This is a genomic window from Kribbella sp. NPDC020701 (assembly GCF_055562215.1).
In genome coordinates this window covers 43,801-66,659 of record NZ_JBVHFT010000009.1, presented here as the reverse complement: position 1 = coordinate 66,659, position 22,859 = coordinate 43,801, and the positions used below count along the sequence as shown (strand labels likewise).

Sequence of the window (22,859 nt, the reverse complement as noted above, 5' to 3'; positions counted from 1 at the left end):
TTGGAGGGTTGCCCACTGAGAATCTCAGTGGGCAACCCTCCAGGTGAGGGGTCATCCCCTGAAATTTCAGGTGATGGAGATTCGGTCCAGGTCGGGGGCGGGGTCGTTGTTGTTGGAGATTTGGAGGGTGTTGGGGCCGGAGTTCAGGTGGATGGGGAGGGTGACGGTTTGGACTGTGGTGTTGCCGATTCCGGTGACTGAGGCCTCGACGGAAGGGCCGCCGTTGACGGAGACGAAGTAGGACTTGGTTCCGTTGACGGTGTAGTCGAGGTGGAGGGTGTAGGTGCCGGCCGCCGGGACGGTGATGTCGGGGACGATGACGTGGGCGTCGGGGGCGCCGCCCAGGTTGCGGACCTTCTGGCCGCCGGAGCAACCTGAGCAGCTGGTGATGCCGGCGCTGCCGATCTGGTTGAGGGAGCTTTCGGCCTCGCGCATGAAGACGCTGTCGGCTGGGCGCACCTGGATCGGGACCACCTTGGACACCTTGTGCGGAAGGCCGACCGTTTCGAAGGAGACGTCGACCGGCACCTGTACGGCGGCCGTCTGACCACCAGCCGGACCAGTGAGGGTCCACGTGCCGGTGATCGTTTGACCGAGACGCAGACCGGCCGCCGTCACCGGAGCACCCGAGACAGTCCAACCCGACGGAACCACAGGCGTCATGCGGACGTTGTCGATCGAGTCCTCATCCAGCCGGAGCTCGGCCGACACCGTGACCGATTGCTGGCCGGGGCCGACCCAGACGATGCCGGATGGCTTCACCGTCATCGTGGTCTTCGGTACGTACGACGCCGGCGGCATCGGCCCGATCGCGATCCGGTCGAGCCCGACCTGACGGTCGCCCGTCACCTGGATCGTGTTCGCGCCAGCCTTCAGCGGTACGGCGACAGCCGTCGACCCAGGCACCTCCGGATTACCCGCATCGAGCGACGCCGTGATCGGCGACCCACCGTTGACCCGGACCGACAACGAGCCGACAGCAGACGTGGTCCCGTCCAACTGCAGACGGTACGTGCCGGCACTCGCAGCCTGGACATCCCGATACGTCACCCCACCACGGTCCAGCCCGACGACCTGAGCAGACCCGGAGCACGCCGCACAGCCGTCGACACGACTATCCCCGCTGCGGTTGAACTCAGCCTCCAACGGCAACGGATTCCGCAACTCCTGCGGATACGCGTACCCGACCCTGATCTCGTCGATGCGCAACTGCCGGTAGTACGGCGGCGACTGCGGCCCGGACCACGTGTTGAGCACCTCGAGCTTCACGTACCGCGCGACCTGGTTGCCGATGTCGATGAACTGCACACCGCGCCGGCTCGGCATCGCGCTGGCCCGCACCGTCGTCCAGCGCTTGCCGTCCGCGCTGACGGACACCTTGTAGTCCTTGATCCGCGCCGAGTCCTCCGGTCGCCCGAACGACTCCCGCGCGTGCGTCGGCGACCACTCGGTCTGGTTCACCGCGAGGTACGTCGCCTTCCGCGCCCGACCGAGGTCGAGTGTCGCCGCCACCGGGAACTGCCCGTCGGCATCCCAGTAGTTCGGGTAGCTGTCGTCGACCAGGTTCGCCGCAGGGTGATCGCCGGTCGCCGCCGTGGCAGTTGCCTTGAGCATCGATTGCGGGTAGAGACCTTCCTGACCGGAGGTCGTCACCTTGAAGACGGTGTCGTACGGATCCCAGTCGGTGACCCCGAGGATCGACAGATACCCACCCGACTGGTTGAAGCGGAACGACTTCCCGGTCCGGACATCCGACACCGACGTGACCCGGTAGCCGTTGTCTCGCAGCCTCACCAGGTCCTGCGACTTCGGCTTGGTCAGCACGTGCAGGTACTGCGTCCGCGCGGTGTCGGCGACCGTGATCACCCCGTGCGCCCCGTCGTTCCAGAAGCCAGGCTGCATCCCGCCGTACAGGTACCCGCCGCCGTTCGTCTTCGCGAGCGAGGACATGATCGGCGGCAGCCAATCGGCCATGAAGTTGTTGAAGTTCACCTGCTGCGGCGGGAACTTGCCGTTGACCATCGCGGTCTCGGCCATCAACGACTTGATCGACGATCCCGCGTTGGCGACGTACCGGCCGACGCTGAGGCCGTAGTCGACCACGCTGTCGCTGCCGTCGTACCACCATTGGCCGGTGGTGGGCAGCTTGTAGTCGGCCTCGGTCAGCCTCGGCATCGGGGTGAAGGTCGCCTGCGGGTAGTCGTAGGCGGGTGTGATGCCGGTCTTCTGCTCGTTGCTGACCGTGTCCATGATCGGGGTGTCCTCGTTGTTGTTGCTGAGCAACCACGAGGGCCGTTGCTGCCGGATCTGCTCGTACAGTCCGTGCTGCTCCCAGTAGGCGTTGTCGTTGTCGATCCAGAAGCCGGACAGGTCCGGGTAGTCGTCCATCACCTCGTGGAACAGGTCGTAGCTGTACATGCCGAACCCGTCCCGCGTGGTCAGGTCGACCTGCTGACCCTTGTACGCCGAGTACGCCGCCGAGTCGAGCGTCTCGACGCCGGGCACCTCGTTGTGCCACTGCGGGTCGTCGGTCATGTAGAGCAGGATGTGCACACCCTTGGCCTTGCCCGCGGCGACCAGCTCGCCGAGGAAGTCTCGTTGCGTGGCGCAACTACCAGGGATCTTGGACGGCCACGGCCGGGCGTAGCCGAGGCGGCTGTGGAAGGTGGCCAGCACGATGTACGACGCGTGCAGCTTCTGCGCCTCGTCGACCCAGTAGTCGGCGTTCCAGCCGCCGGCGGTGACGTCGCGCTCCCAGGCGGCGCAGTCGGTGTGGCGTGGTGCGGTGAACATGCCCCAGTGCAGGAACAGGCCGGCGGTGGAGTCGCGCAACCACTGCTGGCGCGGGTTCTCCACCTCCGCGCGGGCGGGGCCGATGCCGAAGACGGTGGAGATCAGGGCCAGGACGAGGGTGGCGGCAGTGAACCGCCGGGGTAGTCGGAGGGCCATCGAGTTCTCTCACTTCGAGTGGGCGGAAGAATAATGGCAACAAGATTGCCTATTGAGAGATCCGATCTTTCCAACGTTCCGGCCGTGCGGTCAAGACCCGGGGACCGCCAACAGCTCGGCGAGGACGGTGTCCAGCGCCGTCCGGGCCGCGCCGAGGGCGACCGAGTCGGCGCCCATCGTCGAGCTGACCACGTCGATCGGGACCAGTGACAGCTTCGCCAGCTCGCGCCGGAACGGCTCGGCGATGATCGCGCCACCGCGCGACATACCGCCGCCGAGCACGATCACCTCGGGGTCGACGGCCAGCGCGAGCACGGCCGCGCCGCGGGCCAGCACCTCGGCGAACTCGATCAGCACGGCGAGACTCTCTGGGTCCTGCACGGCCGCGGAAGCGATCACCAGCTCACCCTCGCGACCAGGTCCGGCGCCCTGCTCGGCCGCCAGCGCCGCACCGCGGGCGTGCAGCCGCTCCATCGCCGGCGCCCAGCCGAGCGTCGGAAACACACCGATCTCGCCGGCCGCGCCGTGACGTCCCTGGTGCACCTGCCCGTCGATGAGTACGCCGGCTCCGGCGCGGTGACCGGCGAACATGTAGACGACGTCCCGGTACTCGCGGGCCGCGCCCTTCCAGTGTTCGGCCAAAGCGGCCAGCTTCACGTCGTTCGCGACCGCCACGGGCTGTCCAAGCCCGTCAGAGAGAGCTCCCGCCACGTCGATCTCGGTGAATCCGGGAAGCGAGTACGGCGCCAGCCCGGAGCCGACCGGACCGTCGCGGACGTCGTGCACGCCCTCAGCGGCCCGCAGTGCGCCGGTCACCCCGCACGCGATACCGGTGATATCGGCCGGCCCGAGCTGGGCCTGTGACCAGCTCACGTGGGCGGCGTCCACCGCGGCTCGCACGCGCTCTCCCGCGTCGAGGTCGGGGTCGAGCTCGATCCGATGCGTCGCGAGCGGGTTGCCACGCAGGTCGGTCACCACGGCCATCGCCTTGTGGGCCCCGATGTCCAGGCCTGCGACGTACCCCGATTCGGCGCGGAACCGGAAATACCGGGCGGGCCGGCCGGCGGCGCGGGCGGTCGAGGGCTTGCGGGGTGGAGCGCTCTCCTCGACCCGGCCCTCGGTGAGCAACTCGGCGAGCAGGTCCTCGGCGGTCGGCCGGGAGACGCCGACCAGCGCGCGCAGTTCGCGCAGGGTCAGTGACTCGGACTCGAGGAACGCCCCGAGGGCGGCTGCCAGGTTCAGCCTGCGCAGCAGCGACGAATCGCCCATCCGCCCGCCGGCGGCTCGATCTTGACTCATCCGATGAATCGTCCTTATGCTCGCGCCGATATTGCCAACTGATCTGCATAATACTGCCGGAACGCCGCGCGGGCCGGACCTCGGAAGGAACCGTATGCCATCACGTTGGACAGGCACGATCGCTGTGGCGACCCTCCTGACGGTAGCGCTTGCCGGCTGTACGAGCGGGGGCAAGGCGACGAGCAGTGAGAGCGGCGGCACCGTCGAGCTGACGATGCTGACCTTCGAGACGCCGAACCTGCCCGCCTCGCTGTGGGACTCGGCGATCGCCCGGGTGTCGCAGAAGGTGCCCGGGGTGAAGATCAAGAAGCTGGTCACCCCGAACGTCGACCGGACCACGTACGCCAAGCAGCTGGCCAGTTCGGGGCAGCTGCCGGACATCATGATCGCGGTGAACCCGCAGGGCTTCGCCGAGGGCGGCCAGCTCGCGGAGTTCACCCAGGACGAGCTGAAGGACTTCGCCAGCCCGGAGTCGGGTGCGATCAAGGGCAAGATCTACCAGCTACCGACCAACGCCCAGCCGCAGTCGTTGCTCTACTACAACAAGGCCGACTTCGCGAAGGCCGGGATCACCGCCCCGCCGAAGACGTGGACCGAGTTCCTGGCCGACTGCGCGAAGCTCAAGACGGCCGGCATCATGCCGATCGCGGTCGGTGGCGGCGGCCAGGACACGTTCGCCAGCATGTACACCTGGGTCGGTACGGTCGGCACCGACGTCTACCTGTCCGACCCGGGCTTCTCGCAAGAGATCACGGACGGGTCGAAGACGTTCGACGACTCCGGGTTCGTGAAGGCCACCGACAAAGTCGCGCAGCTGGCGAAGCTCGGCTACCTCGACAAGCAGGGCACGAGCCGCTCGTACGCCGATCACGAGAAGGCATTCCGGGCCGGCTCAGCCGCGATGTATCCGATGGGCTCGTGGTTCGCGACCTCCGCGGACAACGACAAGCCGAAGTTCGACGTCGGTGTGTTCGCCTGGCCGTCCGATGACGGCAAGGCAGTCGTTCCGAACCTCACTGGTGGTGGTTTGAGCGTCAGCGCGAAGGCCGAGAACGTCGACCTGGCGAAGAGGTTCGCGTTGGAGTGGACCAAGGACAAGGAGACCTCGGACGCCTTCACCAAGGCGGACGGCACGTTCAACACCATCGCGGGCTACCAGCCGCCGGCCGACATGGGTCCGCTCTTCAAGGCGACCCTCGCCATCTACAACCAGGCGGTCAAGGACAAGACCGTCACCCCGGCGCTGTCGATCGAGCAGGGTGACAACGGTCTGCCCGCCGACATGACTGTGCCGGTCCAGCAGATCGCGGTCGAGTTGCTGAACGGCAAGTCCGACGCGAAGACCGCGGTCAGCAAGCTGAACAAAGAATATGCTTCTCTCAAATAAACAGCCGAGAAAGCGGCATTCTGTGCTGGTTCCGGTCCGGGAGTTCTCCGGGTTCGCCTTGCCCGGCCTGTTCCTCTACGGGCTGCTCGTACTGGTTCCGATCGGGTGGACCGTGGTGCTGGGGTTCACCGATCGGAGCCGCTTCGCCCCGGACACCAGTTGGGTCGGGCTGGATCAGTTCCGGCGGTTGCTCGAGGACGACCAGTTCTGGCTCGTACTGCGGAACACGTTCGTGGTGACCGCGATCGTGGTCGTCGTACCGAACGTGCTCGGCCTCGCGGTCGCGTTGCTGCTGGATCGCGACACGCTGCTCTACCGCCTGCTGCGGTCGGTCTTCTTCACGCCGGTGATCCTCAGCGGCATCGTGGTCAGCGTCATCTGGCAGAGCATGCTCCGTCCCGACGGCGTTCTGAACAAGGTGTTCGGCGACGTGGGCTGGTTGTCTGATCCGGGGATCGCGCTCTACTCGATCAGCGGGATTCTCTGCTGGCAGATGCTCGGATTCTGCGTCGTGGTGTACCTGGCCGGACTGAACGGCGTACCCAAGGAGTTGCACGAAGCAGCGATCGTGGACGGGGCTGGGTGGTGGCACCGGTTCCGGTCGGTGACGTGGCCGATGATCGCGTCCGCGGTGACGATCAACACGGTGATGCTGCTGATCAGCGGCTTCAAGGTGTACGAGCACGTCCTCGTGCTGACCAACGGCGGCCCGGGTCGGAACGCCACGGCGTCGATCGCGTTCGACGTGATCGAGAAGGGCGTCCGCGGCGACCGGATCGGGTTCGCCGCGGCGGAGGCCACCATCATGCTCTGCATCATCGTCGCGCTGAGCGGCCTCGTCCTGCGCCTGCTCCAGCGGCGGGAGGTACACCTGTGAAGGTGGTCCGGCCGATCGCCGCGATTGCGCTCGCCGCACTGTTCTTCTTCCCGGTGTACGTCGTGGTGACGGGGATGCTGAAACCGGTCAAGGACATCCAGTCGTCGCCACTCGGACTACCGGCACCGCCGACCGGTGCGAACCTCGACGCCGTCCTCGGCCGCGAAGACGGGCTGTACTGGTCGGCGTTGCTCAACAGCGTTCAGATCACCGTGCTCTCGGTCCTGGCCCTGACGTTGCTCTCGGCAATGTTGGCGCACTACCTGGTCCGGTCGACCGCACGCTGGACGCGGCCGGCGTTGCTGATGCTGCTCGCGGGTCTGATGATCCCGCCGGCCGTGATCTTGCAGCCTGTGACGCAAGTACTCGGTGCGGTCGGCCTGATGAACTCCGTCGTCGGAGTCGTCTGCGCCAACGTCGCGTACTACCTGCCGTTCGGGGTGTTCGTGTTCTCCGGCTTCATCGGCACAGTGCCGATCGAGATGGAGGAGGCCGCGAGTATCGACGGCGCGAGCCGGTTCCGGCTGTTCTGGCAGGTCGTGTTCCCGACGCTCCGCCCGGCGGCGGCCAGCGTGCTGATCTTCCTCGGTGTCTGGGTGTGGAACGACTTCCTCACGCCCTTGATCGTCCTCGGTCCCGAGGCGGGGACGACGGTGACGGTCGGCGTCTACCGGTCGGTTGGGGAGTACTCGACCAACTTCGGCACGCTCTACGCCTTCTCGTTCCTGGCGTCGTTGCCGGTGCTGCTGTTCTTCGTCGCACTGCAGAAGCAGTTCCTCGCCGGTCTGACGACGGGAGCCGTCAAATGAGTGTCCACTTCGAGAACGGCGTCCTGCTGCTGACGACGCCGCGTACGTCGTACTCCGCCTACCTCGGCGACGACGACATACCGATCCACACCCACTGGGGTGCACGGATCACGGTGGACGACGCGGCGTACCTGGCCCGTACGACGGCCGCCCGGTTGGCAGGTGAGTGGACGAGCTTCCGGTCGGCAGCCAACGGCCATGAGGAGTACCCGCTCGACGGGCGACTGCAGTTCGGGCGGTCCGCGTTGTCGCTGGCGTACGGCGACGTGCGGAGTACCGAATGGGCGTTCGTGGACCACCTCGTCCACGACGACCGGGAGTTGGAGCTGATCTTCGACGCACGCGGTGTCAGGGTCACCCTGCACTATCGCGTGTACGACGACAGCGACGTGATCGACCGGTGGGTCGTCGCACGGAACGAGTCGGACTCGGCCGTCGACGTACATCGGCTGGACTCGGCAGCGTGGGTCCTGCCCGAGCAGGCGTCGTACCGGATGTCGACGTTGACCGGGCGCTGGGCGGCCGAGACGCGGCTCGGCCGAAGCGAGTTGGCGGAGGGGCGGTTCGTGGTCGAGAGTCGACGGGGGATCACGAGCCACCATGTGAATCCGTGGATCGCTCTGGACGACGGCGCGGCGACCGAGGAGACCGGCGAGGTGTACAGCGCGGCCCTGCACTGGAGTGGGTCGTGGCGGATGCTCGCGCAGCGGGAGCTCGACGAGCCCGTGCAGGTGCTGTTCGGCTGGGGCCACGAGGACTTCGGGCCACGTGGCCTCGAGCCGGGCGAGCAGCTGGTGACACCGGTGACGTCAGGCCTGTTCACCAGCGGCGGCTTCGGTACGGCGAGTCGCGCGTGGCATGCCTATGCGTTGGAGCACGTGTTGCCGCGGGCAACGGAGATCCGGCCGGTGCTGTTCAACTCGTGGGAGGCGACCGGGTTCGACGTCGACGAGGCGAGCCAGGTCGCGCTGGCGACCCAGGCGGCCGACCTCGGGTGTGAGCTGTTCGTGCTCGACGACGGGTGGTTCGGTCGGCGGACCGACGACCGTACGGGGCTGGGGGACTGGTCGGTGAATCAGGACCGCTTCCCGAACGGGCTGCAGCCGCTGATCTCCAAGGTGCACGCCCTGGGCATGGGCTTCGGGCTGTGGGTGGAGCCCGAGATGGTGAACCCCGACTCCGATCTCTATCGCGCACACCCGGACTGGGTCTATCACTTCGAGGGGCGTGAGCCGGCACAGTTGCGTAACCAGCTCGTCCTCAACCTGGCCCGGCCGGACGTCGCCGCCTGGGCCCTCGAGCAGCTGGACTCGTTGCTGACGGCAAACGATCTGCAGTTCGTGAAGTGGGACATGAACCGCCCGTTCGCGGACACCGGCTGGCCGGCCGAGCCGTCGCGGCAGGGCCGGATCTGGTTCGACCACGTCACCGCGGTCTACGGCATCATCGACACGTTGCGGGCCAGACATCCCGGAGTCGCGATCGAGGCCTGCTCGGGTGGCGGCGCCCGGGTCGACCTCGGCATCATGGCGCGGACCGATCAGTTCTGGACGTCGGACAACACCGACGCGTTGGACCGGCGTTACATCCAGCACGGGTTCAGCCAGGTGTACCCGGCGCGCACGATGTCGTGCTGGGTGACGGATGTGCCGACGTTCATCAACAAGCGGAACGTGCCGTTGACGTATCGCTTCCACGTCGCGATGGCCGGCGTCCTCGGCATCGGCGGTGACCTGGCCGAGTGGTCGCCGGCTGAGCTGACGCTGGCGCGTGAGTTGATCGCGGAGTACAAGGACATCCGGCACATCGTGCAGCACGGATCGCAGTACCGCCTGGGTGAACCGGGGCGATCCGCGTCGGCCGTGCAGTACGTGACCGCGGATCGCCGGGAGTCCGTCGTACTGGTGTATCAGGAGGCGCAGCAGTACGACAGCGCACCACGGCCGCTGCGGTTGCAGGGGCTGGATCCCGAGGCGGCGTACCGCTTCGAGGACAGCGTGGTGTCAGGCGCATTCCTGATGGCTCATGGTCTGTCGCTGACGTTGGTCGGTGATTACGCCAGCCGGCTCATCCAGCTTCGGAGCGGCTGACCTGTGGGCGCGCTCGGCGCCGATGCCGGCGGCAACGACAGAGGCGATGCCGACGGCTTGCAGGAGGCTGGGGGACTGGCTGAGGATCAGCCAGCCGATGAGGAGGGCGAGGGCCGGCTCGAGGCTCATCAGGGTGCCGAAGACGCCGGCGTCGAGGCGGCGGAGGGCGAGGTACTCCAGGGTGAACGGCACGACCGGGAGCAGCAGTGCCAGCCCGAACCCGATGGCGACGAGCTGCCAGGTCATGACCGGGATCGTGCTCGGTCCGGCGACCACGGTCGCGACCAGTGCGGCGACCGGGATCGACACCCCCATGCCCTGCAGGCCGGTGACGTTGTCGCCGACATGCTGGGTGAGGACGATGTACGCCGCCCAGCACACGGCGGCGCCGAGCGCGAACAGTACGCCGATCCCGTCCACTGAACCGTGCCACGGTTGGGTCAGCAACATGACCCCGACGAAGGCGAGCGCGGGCCAGATCAGCCGGCCACGACTGCGCAGTACGGCGACGGTCAGCGGACCAAGGAACTCCAGTGCGCTGGCCGTGCCGAGCGGAAGGCGCGCCACGGCTGCCATGAACAGCAGCGTCACTCCACCTGTGGCGACGCCGAGGCCGACCGCCGCGAGGAAGGACCTGCGGTCGAAGGAGCTCGGGCGCGGGCGGAACAGCACCAGCACGATCAGCGCCGCACAGGCCAGTCGCAGCCAGGCGGCGCCTTCGGGGCCGACCCGGTCGAAGAGGCCGACGGAGGCGGCGAGGCCGAGCTGGACCATCGTCATCGACAAGACGGCGAAGGTCACCCCGGTGCGGCTGTCACGCGTGCTCATGACTCCAGTGAAGCTCGCGATTCCGTTCGCGTCCACGTGATATTTGTGGACAAATCGTTCGGGAGTTCTGAACAATAGTCCGATGGACGTACGCCGTCTCGAGCTCCTGCTGGCCCTGTCACGACAGGGGTCGATGCACGCGGTCTCGGAGACTCTCGGGGTCACCACCTCGACCGTTTCGCAGCAGATCGCCGCGCTGGCCAAGGAGGTCGGTACGCCGCTGCTCGAGCCGGACGGACGCCGGGTACGGCTCACCCCGGCCGGTCGTCGGCTCGCGCAGCACGCCGTACAGATCCTCGCGGCCCATGAGGCGGCGCGGGCCGATCTCGACCCATCCGCGGAGCCGGCCGGGACGGTCCGGGTCGCTGCGTTCCACACCGTGATCCGGGATACCTTGCTGCCCGTCGTACACCAGTTGGCGGCCGACTATCCCGCGGTGTGGCTGGAGATCCAGGAACAGGAACCACCCGAGGCGCTGGCCCTGCTCGAGCGGGACCAGGTCGACCTCGTGTTGAGCTACGACTACAACTTGGCGCCCGCCGCGGTCGAGCCGGCGCTGGACCTGACCCCGCTGTGGCACTCCACTTGGAGTCTCGCGGTGCCGTCGCAGTCCCGGCGTACGACCGGCCCGGCGGCCGACGTACTCGCGGCCTTCGCCGACAGCGACTGGATCGTGAACTCCCGCCACAACGCCGACGAGCGCGTCGTCCGCACGATCGCCGCCCTGGCCGGCTTCGAGCCCCGCATCACCCAACGCGCCGACAGCCTCGTCCTCGTCCAGGAGATGATCGTCGCGGGTCTCGGCGTCGCACTGATGCCGGCCGACTACCCCAAAACCCCCGGCATCTCCCTCCGCCGCCTCCACAACCCCGAACCCCAGATCCGAGCCCACGCCCTGACCCGCCGAGGCCGCGCCGGCTGGGCGCCACTGTCCTTGGTCCTCACCCTCCTGTCACGGCATACACGCTCCACCTGACTTCACTCGACGAGTTTGCCGTCGGAGGAGACTTGGCGCATCAGGGTGCGGAACTCGTCGGGGATGGGTGGGATCTGTTCGTGCTCGATCGATCCGGGGCCGGACCAGACGAGGTTCACCTGGAGGGACTCGTCGAGGTCAGGGTAGTCGGAGCGGTTGTGGCAGCCGCGGGATTCCCGGCGTTCGAGGGCTGCGTCGAGGGTGGCTCGGGCGGCTAGGGCGGACGACTTGAGGTCGAAAGCGTGGGCGAGGTCCTGGAAGCCGGCGATGTCGGGGTGGACGCCCAGCTGGGTCATGCGGTCCTCGAGCTCCGCCAGCTCCGACAGTCCGGCCAGTAGCCCGGCTTCGTCGCGTACGACGCCCGCCCGGGACGTCATCGTGTCGCGGAGAGCCCGCTGCAGCGCGCGTACGTTCTCCTGGCCGTCGGACGCCAGCAGTGCGTCGACCTCCGCTCGTGCTTCGGCGACCGCCTCGGCCGACCGTTGCTGTGATTGCCGGTCGATCGAGTACTTCGCGGCCTCCTCCGCCACGATCCGGCCGAAGACCAGGAGCTCGATCAGCGAGTTGCCGCCCAGCCGGTTCGCTCCGTGCAGACCGCTGGCCGCCTCGCCGAGCGCGTACAGCCCGTCGATGCCGGTCCCGTGATCCTCCGGCCGGACCCACACGCCACCCATCGAGTAGTGAGCGGTCGGCGCGATCTCGATCGGCTGCTTGGTGATGTCGAGCATCTGGAGCTCGAGCAGCGTCTGGTACACGCGCGGCAGCCGGCGCATGATCGTCTCGCGCGGGAGGTGGGACACGTCCAGCCAGACCCCGCCGTTCGGCGTACCGCGGCCTTCCTTGATCTCGGTGTACGCGGCGAGCGCGACCCGGTCCCGGGTGGACAGTTCCATCCGCTCAGGGTCGTACCGCGTCATGAAGCGCTCTCCGAGGGCATTTCGCAGCTGACCGCCTTCGCCGCGGGCGGCCTCGGACACGAGCGTCCCGGCGGCGTTCTCGGGCTCGATGAGTCCGGACGGGTGGAACTGGACGAGTTCGGGATCGCGGATCCTGCCGCCGGCCAGGACGGCCAGGCGGAACGAGTCGCCGGTGTTCTCGTCCCGGCGGGACGACGTACGGCGCCAGATCCGGGTGTGACCGCCGGCCGCGAGGATCACCGCGTCCGCGTGGATGACGTACCGCCGCCCGGTGGTCAGGTCGAACCCGTAGGCCCCGAACACGGCGTTGTCCCGGACCAGGATCCGCGTCACGTAGACGGTGTCGAGGATCGGTACGCCGAGCTGGACCGCCCGGTTGATCAAGGTGCGCTGGATCTCCAGGCCGGTGTAGTCGCCGGCGAAGGCGGTCCGCCGGTAGGTGTGGGCGCCGAAGAACCGCTGGGAGATCCGGCCGTCGGCCTCGCGGGCGAACGGCATGCCGTAGCTCTCCAGATCGGCGATGCCGCGGGCCGCGCCCTCGGCCACGATCTGGACCGTGACCGGGTTGGCCAGCAGGTAGCTCTCCTGCAAGGTGTCCGCGGCGTGCTGCTGCCAGGTGTCCTCGGGGTCCATCGTGGCGAGCGCCGCGTTGATCCCGCCGGCCGCGAGCGAGGTGTGCGCGTCGGAGCGCGGCCGTTTGCCCAGAGCAAGGACTTCGACACCCTGCTCGGCCAGCTCGATCGCTGCCCGCAGGCCACCACCACCGGTGCCGATCACCAGGACGGAGGTGGCGATCTGCTGTTCGGTGACACTCATCTGGCTCTCCCTCGGCTGCGTGCGTACTCACTGACTAGGACAGACCATGACCGCGTTCTGTGACTGTCTCGCCGGTCACAACCCGGCTGTCCGCTCCGTCACAAGCCGGCGAGCTGTCCGGTCCTTCCTGGTAGTCCCGAGAGAAGGAGCACCTCATGAATGACCAAAGTCCCGTCGTTGTGCTGGTCCACGGCGCCTTCGCCGAGTCGGCCAGCTGGAACGGTGTCGTCGAGCGGCTGCAAGCACGGTCGATCGAGACCGTCGCCGTCGGGAACCCGCTGCGCAGCCTCGCCGGTGACGCCGCGTACGTGCGCGACGTGATCGCCGGCCTCGGCCGGCCGGTGGTGCTGGTGGCCCATTCGTACGGCGGCATGGTGATCACCGAGGCGGCCGCGCAGAACGACGCCGTCCGGGCGCTGGTGTACGTGTGCGCGTTCGCACCCGACGAGGGCGAGACCGCGTTCGCGTTGTCGGCGAAGTTCCCCGGCAGCACGCTCGGTGAGGCGCTCGACGCCTACCCGGTCAGCACCGGCGGCAACGACCTGAGGATCAAGCCCGGCCTGTTCCACCACCAGTTCTGCGCCGATGTGCCGGCCGCCACGGCAGCGCTGATGGCCGCGACCCAGCGGCCGGCCAGTGACGTCGCGCTCACCGACGCCCTGCCGACCGCGATGCCGGCCTGGAAGACGATCCCGTCCTGGTTCGTCTTCAGTGACGAGGACCTGAACATCCCGGTCGCGCTGCACCGCTTCCTCGCCGAGCGGGCCGGCGCGAAGGACACACGTGAGGTCGCCGGCGCGTCCCACGCCCTGTCCGTGTCCGACCCGGAGGTCGTCACGGCCTCGATCCTCGACGCCCTGGCCGCCTGACCCCGCCCGCCAGGGGAGTCCGCCCACGGACTCCCCTGGCGGACCACGGACTCGACCACGGACTTTCCAGGGCGCGCCGACCGCTGTCCGGACGCGACGGTGGGAGTTGCCCCCCACGCAAGGAGTCCGGATCGTGACGACGTCGACGGCTGGATTGGACGAGTTCCTGCAAGCGCGACCGCGGTTGTTCCGGATCGCCTGTCGGATTGTCGGCAATCCGCAGGAGGCCGAGGAGCTGGTGCAGGAGGTGTGGCTGCGGTGGCAGCGCGCCGACCGGTCGGCGGTCGTCGATCCGGGAGCGTTCCTGGCGACCACGATCTGCCGGCTCGCGATCAATCTGGTGCAGTCGGCTCGGCGCCGGCACGAGACCTCCGTCGGCCGGTGGTTGTCCGAGGAGAGTGCGGTCGGCGGGGTCGATCCGCAGACCCATGCCGAACAGCAGGAGGCGTTCGATGACGCCGTACGACTGCTGCTCGAGCGACTGTCACCGGCTGAACGGGCCACTTATGTCCTGCGGGAGGGCTTCGAGTACCCGTACCGGCAGATCGCCGAGACGTTGCGGATCGGCGCACCCAACGCGCGGCAGTTGGTGAAGCGGGCGCGAGACCGGCTCGCCTCCGACCGGTGTCACCCGGTCACTCCGGCCGCGCACAGCCGGCTCCGGCACGCCCTGGCCTCGGCCTCACGCGCCGGTGAACTGGATGGCCTCGAACAACTCCTCACCGCCGACCTCGCCCAACCGGTCGGCTGAACCACCGGCTACTGTTGCCACCCGCCGGCCGGATGACGCTATTGCGACACCGGCGGGTCCTATCCCGGATCGACGTCAGGCTCTAGCCTCTGGTGAGGGAGGGTGCAGCCATGTCGATCGATCGGCCCGCGCCCGAGCTTCGCGGGCGGCGTACGGAGTGTGCACGGCTGGACCATGTGGTCGCCGGCATCCGCTCCGGCGACGGCCAGGTGCTGGTTGTCCGTGGCGAAGCGGGCATCGGGAAGACCGCCCTGCTCGAGTACTTGGTCGGCCACGCCGAAGCGTGCCGGGTCGCGCGAGCTGCCGGCGTCGAGTCCGAGATGGAACTCCCCTTCGCCGGTCTGCACCAGTTGTGCGCCCCGCTGTGGCGTCTCAGTGATCGACTCCCGCGGCCACAGCGTGACGCACTGGCGGTCGCGTTCGGACTGGAGTTCGGCGGCCCGCCGGACCGGTTCCTGGTCGGTGCGGCCGTGTTGAGTCTGTTGTCGGCAGCCTCAGAGAGCCGACCACTGCTGTGCGTGATCGACGACGCGCAGTGGCTGGATCAAGCGTCGGCCCAGACGTTGACGTTCGTGGGGCGGCGGCTCTTCGCCGATCGGATCGGCCTCGTGTTCGCCGTGCGCGAGCCGGTGACCGGGCCCGAGTGGAGAGGCTTCCCCGAGCTGGCGGTCGGCGGCCTGTCAGACCGTCATGCGGGGGCTCTGCTCGACGCCGTCGTACCCGGTCGGCTGGACGAACACGTCCGGGACCGGATCGTGGCGGAGACCAGGGGTAATCCGCTGGCCCTGCTCGAGCTGCCGCGAGGGTTGACTGCCGGTGAGCTCGCGGGCGGGTTCGAGCGACCGGATGCCCAGCCGCTGGTGAGCCAGATCGAGCAGAACTTCGCCCGCCGGGTGCAGGCCCTGCCACCGGAGACCCAGCTGTTGCTGTTGACCGCGGCCGCCGAGCCGGTGGGCGACGTACCGCTGCTGCTCCGCGCGCTCGCGGTCCTGGAGGTGCCGGTGAGCGCGGCCGCGCCCGCCGAAGCGGCCGGCCTGATCGAGCTCGGTGCGCGGGTCAGGTTCCGGCATCCGTTGGTACGGTCGGCGACGTACCGCGCGGCGGATCCCGCCGACCGCCGGCGCGTGCACCAAGCCCTCGCCGAGGCGATCGATCCGGACCTGGATCCGGACCGGCGGGCCTGGCACCGCGCGCACGGAGCGGATGGCCCGGACGAACACGTCGCCGCCGAGCTCGTCAGTTCGGCCGATCGGGCTCAGCGCCGCGGGGGAGTCTCGGCCACCGCGGCGTTCCTGCAGCGGGCGACCGAACTCACGCCGGATCCGGCCCAGCGCGCAGTCCGTGCCCTCGCCGCGGCCCAGGCCACCCTTCGGGCCGGCGCGTTCGAGCCGGCGTCGCGGCTGCTCGTCACCGCCGGCGACGGGTCGGCCGACGCGCTGCACCTGGCCCGAGTGAACCTCCTCCGGGCGCAGATCGCGTTCGCCTCCGGGCACACCCTGGAGTCGGGGCCGCTGCTCCTGGATGCGGCCCGCCGACTCGAACCACTCGACCTCGATCTGGCCCGGGACACCTACCTCGACGCGATCGCGGCCGGGCAGTTCGCCGGGCGACTGGCCGAGCGGGCCGGCGATCCCGGACTGGCTGGAGCGGCTCGTGCGGCCCGGGCTGCGCCCACTCCGGACCTCCGCCGCAAGCGGGACCTGGTGCTGGACGGTGCCGCGACGCTGTTCACCGACGGGTACCCGGCGGCCGTTGCTCCCTCCCAGGAAGCGGTCCGGGCGTTCTCGGGCGCGGACGGGGCGCCGGACCAGGACGACCTGCGGTGGTTGTGGCTGGCGTCGCTGCTGGCCGTGAACCTCTGGGACGAGGAGAGCTGGGAGGCGCTCACCGCGCGCCATACCCGGATCGCCCGCGAGCTCGGCGACCTGAACGAGCTCCCGCTCGTCCTGAACCACCGGGTCATGCTGAGCCTGTTCACCGGGGAGATCTCCACGGCGGCCGCACTGGTCGCGGAGATCAGGACGATCAACGACGCGACGGGCGTCGGCCTGACGCCGTACGGCGCGATCTGTCTCGCGGCCTGGCGCGGCCGCCCGAAGGAAGCCTCGGCGCTGATCGGCACGGCCAGGGACGATGCCCTCGGTCGCGGCGAAGGCGGTGGGCTGGCCATGACGCACTTCGCGGACGCCGTCCTGCTGAACGGCCTCGCGAACTATCAGGAGGCCCTGGCGTCGGCGCGTGAGGCGACGGCGTATCCCATCGAGCTCGGCGTTGCGAGCTGGGCGCTGCCTGAGCTGGTCGAAGCGGCGGCGCGAAGCGGCCGGCCGGAGCAGGCGGCGGATGGCCTCGATCGGCTGGACCAGATGGCGCAGGCGTGTGGCACGGACTGGGTGCTCGGTGTGCTCGCCCGGTCGAAGGCTCTGCTGACCACCACGCGGTCGGCGGAGTCGGCGTACCAGGAGGCGGTCGAGCGACTCGGGCGGACGCGGATGCGGATGGACCTCGCCCGTGCTCACCTGGTGTACGGCGAATGGCTTCGACGCCAAGGCCGGCGGCAGGACGCGCGGGTCCAGCTGCGCACGGCACACAAGATGTTCACCACGGCCGGTGTCGATGCCTTCGCCGACCGCGCGGGTCACGAGCTGGCTGCGACGGGCGAGGCAGTCGGAGAGCGTGCCGGCCGGGCGACCGACGGCTTGACCGCGCAGGAGGCGCACATCGCGGAGCTGGCCGGAACCGGCCTGACCAACGCCGAGATCGGTGCACAGATGTTCCTCAGCCAGCACACTGTCGAGTGGCATCTCCGCAAGGTGTTCTCCAAGCTAGGCATCACCTCCCGCAAGCAGCTCCGCCGCTAGCACGCGTCACAACCCGGGCGGCTGGGTTGTCTTACTGACAGAGTCGACGGAAAGAGGACAACCCGTGCGCAGGATCCTGGTGATCGGTGGTGGGTACGCCGGTTTCTACACGGCGTGGAAGCTGGAGAAGAAGCTGCGGCGCGGCGAAGCCGAGGTCGTCGTGGTCGACCCACGGCCGTACATGACCTATCAGCCGTTCCTCCCCGAAGTCGTCTCCGGATCGGTCGAGGCGCGCCATGCCGCGGTCTCGTTGCGGCGCAATCTCCACCGGACCAAGGTCGTCTCGGGCTCGGTCATCGCGATCGAGCACGCGCAGCGGTCGGTCACGATCCGCCCGTCGCAGGGGCCCGACTTCCCGATGTCGTACGACGTCCTCGTGGTGACCGCGGGTGCGGTGACCCGGACGTTCGACGTACCCGGTATCGCCGAACGGGCGATCGGGATGAAGCACGTCGAGGAGGCGGTGGCGATCCGGGACCGGTTACTCACGGCGTTCGACGAGGCGTCCGGACTCGAGCCCGGTCCGATCCGGCGTCGATTGTTGACAATCACCTATGTCGGCGGCGGTTTCTCCGGAGTGGAAGGGTTCGGTGAGCTCCTGTCGCTCGCGACCTCTTTGCTCAAGCTCTATCCGGAGCTGTCCCAGAGCGACCTCGCCTTCCATCTGGTCGAGGCGACCGACCGGATCCTGCCGGAGGTCAGCGACAAGCCGGGGCAGTGGGTTGTCTCGATCCTCGAGCAGCGTGGCGCAGAGGTGCACCTGAACACCACGGTGAAGTCGGCCGAGGACGGTCACGTGGTGCTGTCGGACGGAAGCGAGTTCGACTCGGAGCTGATCGTCTGGACGGCCGGCAACGCTGCGACGCGGCTGATGCGTAACCACACCGATCTGCCGCACACCGAGAGAGGTCTCGTGCAGGTCTGCGCCGACCTCCGGATCGGTACCGACGCCAATCCGGTCACCGACGCCTGGGCTGCCGGTGACGACGCGGCCGTTCCGGATCTCGCCTCCGGGACCGAGGGCACGTTCACGGTGCCCAATGCGCAGAACGCCGTACGGCAGGGGAAGTTGCTGGCGAAGAACCTGGTCCGGACGTTGCGCGGGCGGGAGCCGAAGCCGTACGTGCATCACAGCCTGGGGGCCGTGGCGACGCTTGGTCTGGGGAAGGGGATCTTCCAGTACCGCGGGATCGTCGTCAAAGGTCTGCTCGCGTGGCTCATGCATCGCGGGTACCACGTCCTTGCGGTCCCGACGTGGGACCGCAAGGTGCGCGTCTTCGCGATCTGGGTCGCCGCGACGTTCTACGGGCGGGACGTCGTCTCGCTGGCCTCGGTCCAGCGTCCGCGGGAGGCGTTCGCGACCGCGGCCGGCGTACCGGCGCTCAGCTCGAACCGACCGGCCGCGTCGAGCGAGCCGGTCGATTCGGGCGAGCCGGTCGATTCGGGCGAGCCGGTCGAGTCCGTCGATTCGGGCGAGTCGGTCAGTTCGAGTCAGCCGGGATGAGCAGGTCGGTCAGGTCGAAGGCCGGCCCGGCGGCGGGCTGGGTCGGCTCCCAGTCCGGCTCGAGGCTCAGGTAGCTGGCCGGGTCGGCGCGGAGCAGACCGATCAGGACCTCCGCCACGATCCGCCCGCCGACCGGCCCGAGCCGGTCTCCACCGCCGAGGTGCTCGGACTCCTTCAGGATGTAGAACCACAGCGGCGTGCCGTCGGGCCAGGTGTCCACGCTGAGCGGCGGTACGCCGATGAACCGCGCGAGCTCCTCACCACTGGGCAGTCCGGTCGTGCCGCCGCGCAGCAGATCGCGGACCGCCAACGATCGGTAAGCCTCGGTGTCGACCACGCCGGTGACCTGCTCGGGCAGACCGATCAGGCTGGCGGCGAGCCGGCCGTCGAGGCGCTTGGCGCGTTGCGCGGGCGGATGCCCGGGCACATCGAAGACCTGGGTGAGGTCGAGCCGGTGGCTCGGCTGCCCGAAGCCGACGAGGTCGGGGAAGAGCGGCAGTTCGGGACCGCCCTCGACGAGCCGGTACGTGTGCCGGATCTGGCCGTGGCCGTAGCGGTACGCCGCGTCCGCGAACTCCAGTGGGATGAACGCCTGCCCCGGTGCGGGCGCGAACCACTGGCCGCCCTTGGTGAGAACCTCGTCGACCAGTTCCGGACCGACGAGTCGTGGCAGGAAGTCGTGGACCACGATCCATTGGTAGTGCCAGGTGAGCGTGATCCGCGCGTGCTCGAAGACGTCGGCCTCGGGGACGCCCTTGGCCCGCAGATTGTCGACGATCCGATTGTGCGCACGCAGCAGTGCGACATGGAGGGTCAGCGTGAACAGATGGACGTCGTTGCGCGGATCACCGATCAGGGCCACGCCCTGCTGGTTCCGCGGTACGTCGCACCCGTCCGGGCCGAGCAGGAACTTCGCCGGGTCGTGGAGATCGAACAGGTACGGCGAGCCGACCGGACCGTCGGAGTACATGATCTCGAGGTTGAGCTTCGGCGCCCGCGCGTTCTTCAACGCCTCCGTCTCGACCCCGCCGGTGATCGGCGACCGGTCCGCGGTGATGTCGTGCGCGACCAGCTGCCCGAAGAACGGCCACCCGGCCGCTTCGGTCGCGTCGTCGCCCACCGTGCTGCGGTCCAGCTCGGCGGCGGCATCGCAGATCCCGCCGTCACCACCGGCGCGCATCAGTACGGCGGGGTCGCTGCCCAACGGATCGAGTCCGGTGAACATGCGCCCGTACCGGGCCCCGCCGGTCGGCCGATCCACACTCCGCACCGAGCTGAGGCAATGGTCCCGCGTCGCCGGATGCCCACTCATTCAAATCCTCCTGGTCTCTACGCCCTGCCACTGTCTACCCCTTGCCATCAGACAAGACAGCACAGCACCCCGCTCTGTGACCGATCAGGAATCGAGAAGCACGGTGGCAGGGTCCGTCACTAGCGTGATGGGCATGACGACAAAGCAGAAGACCGAAGCCCGCAAGCCCGGTACGCCGGGGACGTTCTCGCGCTGGGTGCAGCGGACGATGAACGCGCGGACCAACACCAAGATCCGGAAGGGTCGTGCCCAGCTGATGGGCATGGACGTCCTGATCCTCAAGACGGTCGGCCGCCGCAGCGGCGAGCCGCGGGAGACCCCGCTGGCGTGGTTCGCCGACGGCGACAACGCCTGGCTGGTCGTCGCCTCGGGCGGCGGCAGTCACCACCCGGACTGGCACGCCAACCTGATGTCCCACCCCGACCAGGCCGCCGTCGAACTCCCCGGCAGCACCGCCACCCCCGTCACCCCGCACACCCTCGCCGGCCCCGACCGCGACGACGCCTGGCAGCGCATCACCGCGACCCAGCCCCGCTACGCCAAGTACCAGAAGAAGTCCGACCGCCAGTACCCGATCGTCCGCCTCACCTCACGCTGATCAGAGGATGCGGGTGAGGCGGCCGTCTGGTTGTACGCGGATGGTGGTTTTGCGGGGGCCGATGGTGAGGTCGATGAAGAACATGGTGCCGACGGTGCGGGTGCTGAAGGCAACCTTCTCGGTGGAGGCGGCCGGTACGACGGCGGACAGGATTGTCGCGGTCGATCCAGTCCGGTTGAACCCGACCACCGGGGCCGGCAGTCGGTGGAAGATGTCGGGGAAGTACCAGCCCTGCACCGGATCCTGCCGGCCCTCGGCGACCGTGATGGCGTCGGCGGGCAACTGCTGGCGGTAAGGGATCTGCAGCAGGTAGGTCTTGGAGCTGTCACCGGGCTTGGCGGCAACAGCCGTGGTCGCCGACTGCACCGCCACCTTCTGGTCAGGCGTCAGGTGCCACAACGTCTCGTACCGCTGGTCGCTCGCCGACTGCCCGCGGTCCAGGGTGACGATCAGGTCGGGATCCTTGAGCACCAGCACGTCCCGGGTTCGCTGTACGCCGATCGCCGGGCTGTCGGTGAGCGTGTAGTACTCCGACGTCGGTGCCATCGCGGCCCGGACCAGCCGGGTCTCCACCGAGGCTGTCTTCGCGGACGGGATCGTCATCACGTTGTGGGCGGCCTGGCTCTTGGTCCAGGTCTGCCACTTGTCGAGCTGGTACCCCGAGTTGCCCGGGTCGATCAGGATGTCCCGGCCGTGGGAGGAGTAGGTGATCGACATGTGGTCGTCGTGCCCGTGAAGCCGACGGCCCGGACCGAACCTGATGCTGTACGTCGACTCCTGCGTGAACGGCCTCGTCTCACCCCACCCGGTCCGGCCGAAGACATAGCCGGCGTCGTAGACCGCGGTACGACGGGCCGGTTTGGTCCCATGCTGTCCGAGCGTGGCGGCGTACTCCAGGGGAGTGCCGATGCCGCCCAGCGGGGTCTGGCGGATGGCGTCGCCGACCTGGTGGAGTTCGCCGGTGGATTTGGTGGCGAGGGCGAGCCACTCCGACAGCACACGGCGTCGTTCTTCGATGACCGGTCCCGGGTCGGAGCCGCACCGCTTCAGCGCCGTGGTCGCGCGGCCCCAGAGCAGATAGTTGAACATGGCGTACCCGATCGACTGCTCGTTCGTCGACCCCTGCGGGTCGATCGCGGTCGTGATGGCCTCGGTCAGCCGTTGGAGGGCGAGGCTCTTGAGATCTGCCCGCTCGAGGGTGCAGCCGACGCCGAACAGGGCGATGCTCTCGTCGGTGCCGTGGTTCCACGGCCCGCCCCAGTTCTCGGTCATGAACTTGGCGTGATCCAGCAGCGACTCGTCGAGCCACGCATACTGCGTCGGCAGCGAACGGACATGCAGTCCGGTGAGCACGGCCTGGCGCGCACAGAGCAGCACGTTGGTGCGGTGCATCGTGGACTCCCAGGCGCCGACGTCACCCTTCCACGAGTACGGATTGTCGCGCACCCAGTCCTGGATGATCGCCATCACATGCCTCAGGGCCTTGCGGTCGCCCTTCGCGCCGGCCTCGATGCCTTGCCCCAGCCAGCGCAGCGAATGCAGCCACAGGTACCAGCTCGGCTTCTTGTACGGGTCCGAGCGCCAGTTCACGTCGCCGTTGCCGTCACCGACGCGGTACGGCGGATCGTCGCCCCAGACGAACGTGTCGTCCAGGACCATCTGGACCGGGACCTTCGACTCGATGCCGCTGTAGCCCGTGCACTCGTAGGTCCCGGTCACGGCCACCGGCGTCGTCGGCGGGGGAGAAGCGGGAGTGTCGACCGCCTCGATCGGATCGCTCGGGAGCGGCTCGCTCGGCGTCGGCTCGCTCGGCGTCGGAACGCTGGGGGTGACGGGCCCGGCGGCCGCCGTCGTACTGCGATCCCGGCCGCCGGGCATCAGCACGGCGACCGCGCCGGCGAACGCGATCGCACACACCAGCACGCACACGACCGTCAGCGCGACGGTCGTACCCCACCGCCTGCTCCGCTGCGCAGCCACCCCAGTGCCCCCCAAAGCTCAGCCACGGCCAACGGCCGG

16 protein-coding genes are annotated in these 22,859 nt (G+C 68.7%); 10 read left to right on the top strand and 6 right to left on the bottom strand.

All coding sequences use genetic code 11. From position 1 onward, the window contains the following. Positions 1-66: 66 nt before the first annotated feature. Positions 67-2,949 carry an alpha-L-fucosidase gene (locus ACZ3HV_RS22140; protein ID WP_465686863.1) on the bottom strand — a complete coding sequence of 961 codons (2,883 nt, stop codon included), beginning with the start codon at positions 2,947-2,949 and terminating at the stop codon, positions 67-69. 90 nt (positions 2,950-3,039) lie between these two features. Next, positions 3,040-4,248 carry an ROK family protein gene (locus ACZ3HV_RS22135; protein WP_465686862.1) on the bottom strand — a complete coding sequence of 403 codons (1,209 nt, stop codon included), beginning with the start codon at positions 4,246-4,248 and terminating at the stop codon, positions 3,040-3,042. Positions 4,249-4,342: 94 nt separating this feature from the next. On the opposite strand from ACZ3HV_RS22135, the gene ACZ3HV_RS22130 reads away from it, so the two are divergent. From ACZ3HV_RS22130 to ACZ3HV_RS22115, 4 genes are read left to right on the top strand one after another with little or no spacing between them, the layout of a single operon-like run. Next, positions 4,343-5,635, top strand: coding sequence for an ABC transporter substrate-binding protein (locus ACZ3HV_RS22130; RefSeq protein WP_465686861.1), 1,293 nt, complete (start codon positions 4,343-4,345; stop codon positions 5,633-5,635). A gap of 22 nt (positions 5,636-5,657) precedes the next feature. Beyond that, a complete protein-coding gene (locus ACZ3HV_RS22125) occupies positions 5,658-6,512 on the top strand; it encodes a carbohydrate ABC transporter permease (RefSeq protein ID WP_465686860.1) in 855 nt (284 codons plus the stop codon). Beyond that, entirely contained in the window at positions 6,509-7,321 is an 813-nt protein-coding gene (locus tag ACZ3HV_RS22120) for a carbohydrate ABC transporter permease (RefSeq protein ID WP_465686859.1), read from the top strand. The genes ACZ3HV_RS22125 and ACZ3HV_RS22120 overlap by 4 nt, the downstream gene beginning before the upstream one ends. Beyond that, on the top strand, positions 7,318-9,411 hold the full coding sequence (locus ACZ3HV_RS22115) for an alpha-galactosidase (RefSeq protein WP_465686858.1): 2,094 nt from the start codon (positions 7,318-7,320) through the stop codon (positions 9,409-9,411). The genes ACZ3HV_RS22120 and ACZ3HV_RS22115 overlap by 4 nt, the downstream gene beginning before the upstream one ends. Here the strand turns inward: ACZ3HV_RS22115 and ACZ3HV_RS22110 are convergent. Continuing rightward, the gene (locus tag ACZ3HV_RS22110) at positions 9,325-10,239 is read right to left on the bottom strand and encodes an EamA family transporter (protein ID WP_465686857.1); all 915 of its coding nucleotides are present in this window, start codon (positions 10,237-10,239) and stop codon (positions 9,325-9,327) included. The genes ACZ3HV_RS22115 and ACZ3HV_RS22110 overlap by 87 nt on opposite strands. Before the next feature lie 82 nt (positions 10,240-10,321). Between ACZ3HV_RS22110 and ACZ3HV_RS22105 the strand changes: the two genes are divergently transcribed. Continuing rightward, positions 10,322-11,215 carry a LysR family transcriptional regulator gene (locus tag ACZ3HV_RS22105; RefSeq protein WP_465686856.1) on the top strand — a complete coding sequence of 298 codons (894 nt, stop codon included), beginning with the start codon at positions 10,322-10,324 and terminating at the stop codon, positions 11,213-11,215. Between the two features lie 2 nt (positions 11,216-11,217). Here the strand turns inward: ACZ3HV_RS22105 and ACZ3HV_RS22100 are convergent, their stop codons facing one another. Then, positions 11,218-12,948 carry an L-aspartate oxidase gene (locus tag ACZ3HV_RS22100; RefSeq protein WP_465686855.1) on the bottom strand — a complete coding sequence of 577 codons (1,731 nt, stop codon included), beginning with the start codon at positions 12,946-12,948 and terminating at the stop codon, positions 11,218-11,220. Between the two features lie 155 nt (positions 12,949-13,103). On the opposite strand from ACZ3HV_RS22100, the gene ACZ3HV_RS22095 reads away from it, so the two are divergent. The 4 genes from ACZ3HV_RS22095 (at position 13,104) to ACZ3HV_RS22080 (ending at position 18,930) form a co-directional block, all read left to right on the top strand. Further along, positions 13,104-13,817: an alpha/beta fold hydrolase gene (locus ACZ3HV_RS22095; protein ID WP_465686854.1), complete on the top strand. Its 714-nt coding sequence runs from the start codon at positions 13,104-13,106 to the stop codon at positions 13,815-13,817. A gap of 133 nt (positions 13,818-13,950) precedes the next feature. After that, entirely contained in the window at positions 13,951-14,568 is a 618-nt protein-coding gene (locus ACZ3HV_RS22090; RefSeq protein ID WP_465686853.1) for a sigma-70 family RNA polymerase sigma factor, read from the top strand. Positions 14,569-14,678: 110 nt separating this feature from the next. Beyond that, positions 14,679-17,426, top strand: coding sequence for an ATP-binding protein (locus ACZ3HV_RS22085; RefSeq protein ID WP_465686852.1), 2,748 nt, complete (start codon positions 14,679-14,681; stop codon positions 17,424-17,426). A 64-nt stretch (positions 17,427-17,490) separates the two neighbouring features. After that, on the top strand, positions 17,491-18,930 hold the full coding sequence (locus ACZ3HV_RS22080; protein WP_465686851.1) for an NAD(P)/FAD-dependent oxidoreductase: 1,440 nt from the start codon (positions 17,491-17,493) through the stop codon (positions 18,928-18,930). Here ACZ3HV_RS22080 and ACZ3HV_RS22075 read toward each other — a convergent pair. Next, positions 18,908-20,242, bottom strand: coding sequence for a peroxidase family protein (locus ACZ3HV_RS22075; RefSeq protein WP_465686850.1), 1,335 nt, complete (start codon positions 20,240-20,242; stop codon positions 18,908-18,910). The genes ACZ3HV_RS22080 and ACZ3HV_RS22075 overlap by 23 nt on opposite strands. A gap of 133 nt (positions 20,243-20,375) precedes the next feature. Between ACZ3HV_RS22075 and ACZ3HV_RS22070 the strand changes: the two genes are divergently transcribed. Further along, positions 20,376-20,840 (top strand): nitroreductase/quinone reductase family protein, encoded by a 465-nt coding sequence (locus ACZ3HV_RS22070; RefSeq protein ID WP_465686849.1) that lies wholly within the window; start codon positions 20,376-20,378, stop codon positions 20,838-20,840. On the opposite strand, the gene ACZ3HV_RS22065 is transcribed toward ACZ3HV_RS22070, so the two are convergent. After that, positions 20,841-22,820 carry a heparinase II/III domain-containing protein gene (locus ACZ3HV_RS22065; protein WP_465686848.1) on the bottom strand — a complete coding sequence of 660 codons (1,980 nt, stop codon included), beginning with the start codon at positions 22,818-22,820 and terminating at the stop codon, positions 20,841-20,843. Positions 22,821-22,859 lie beyond the last annotated feature (39 nt).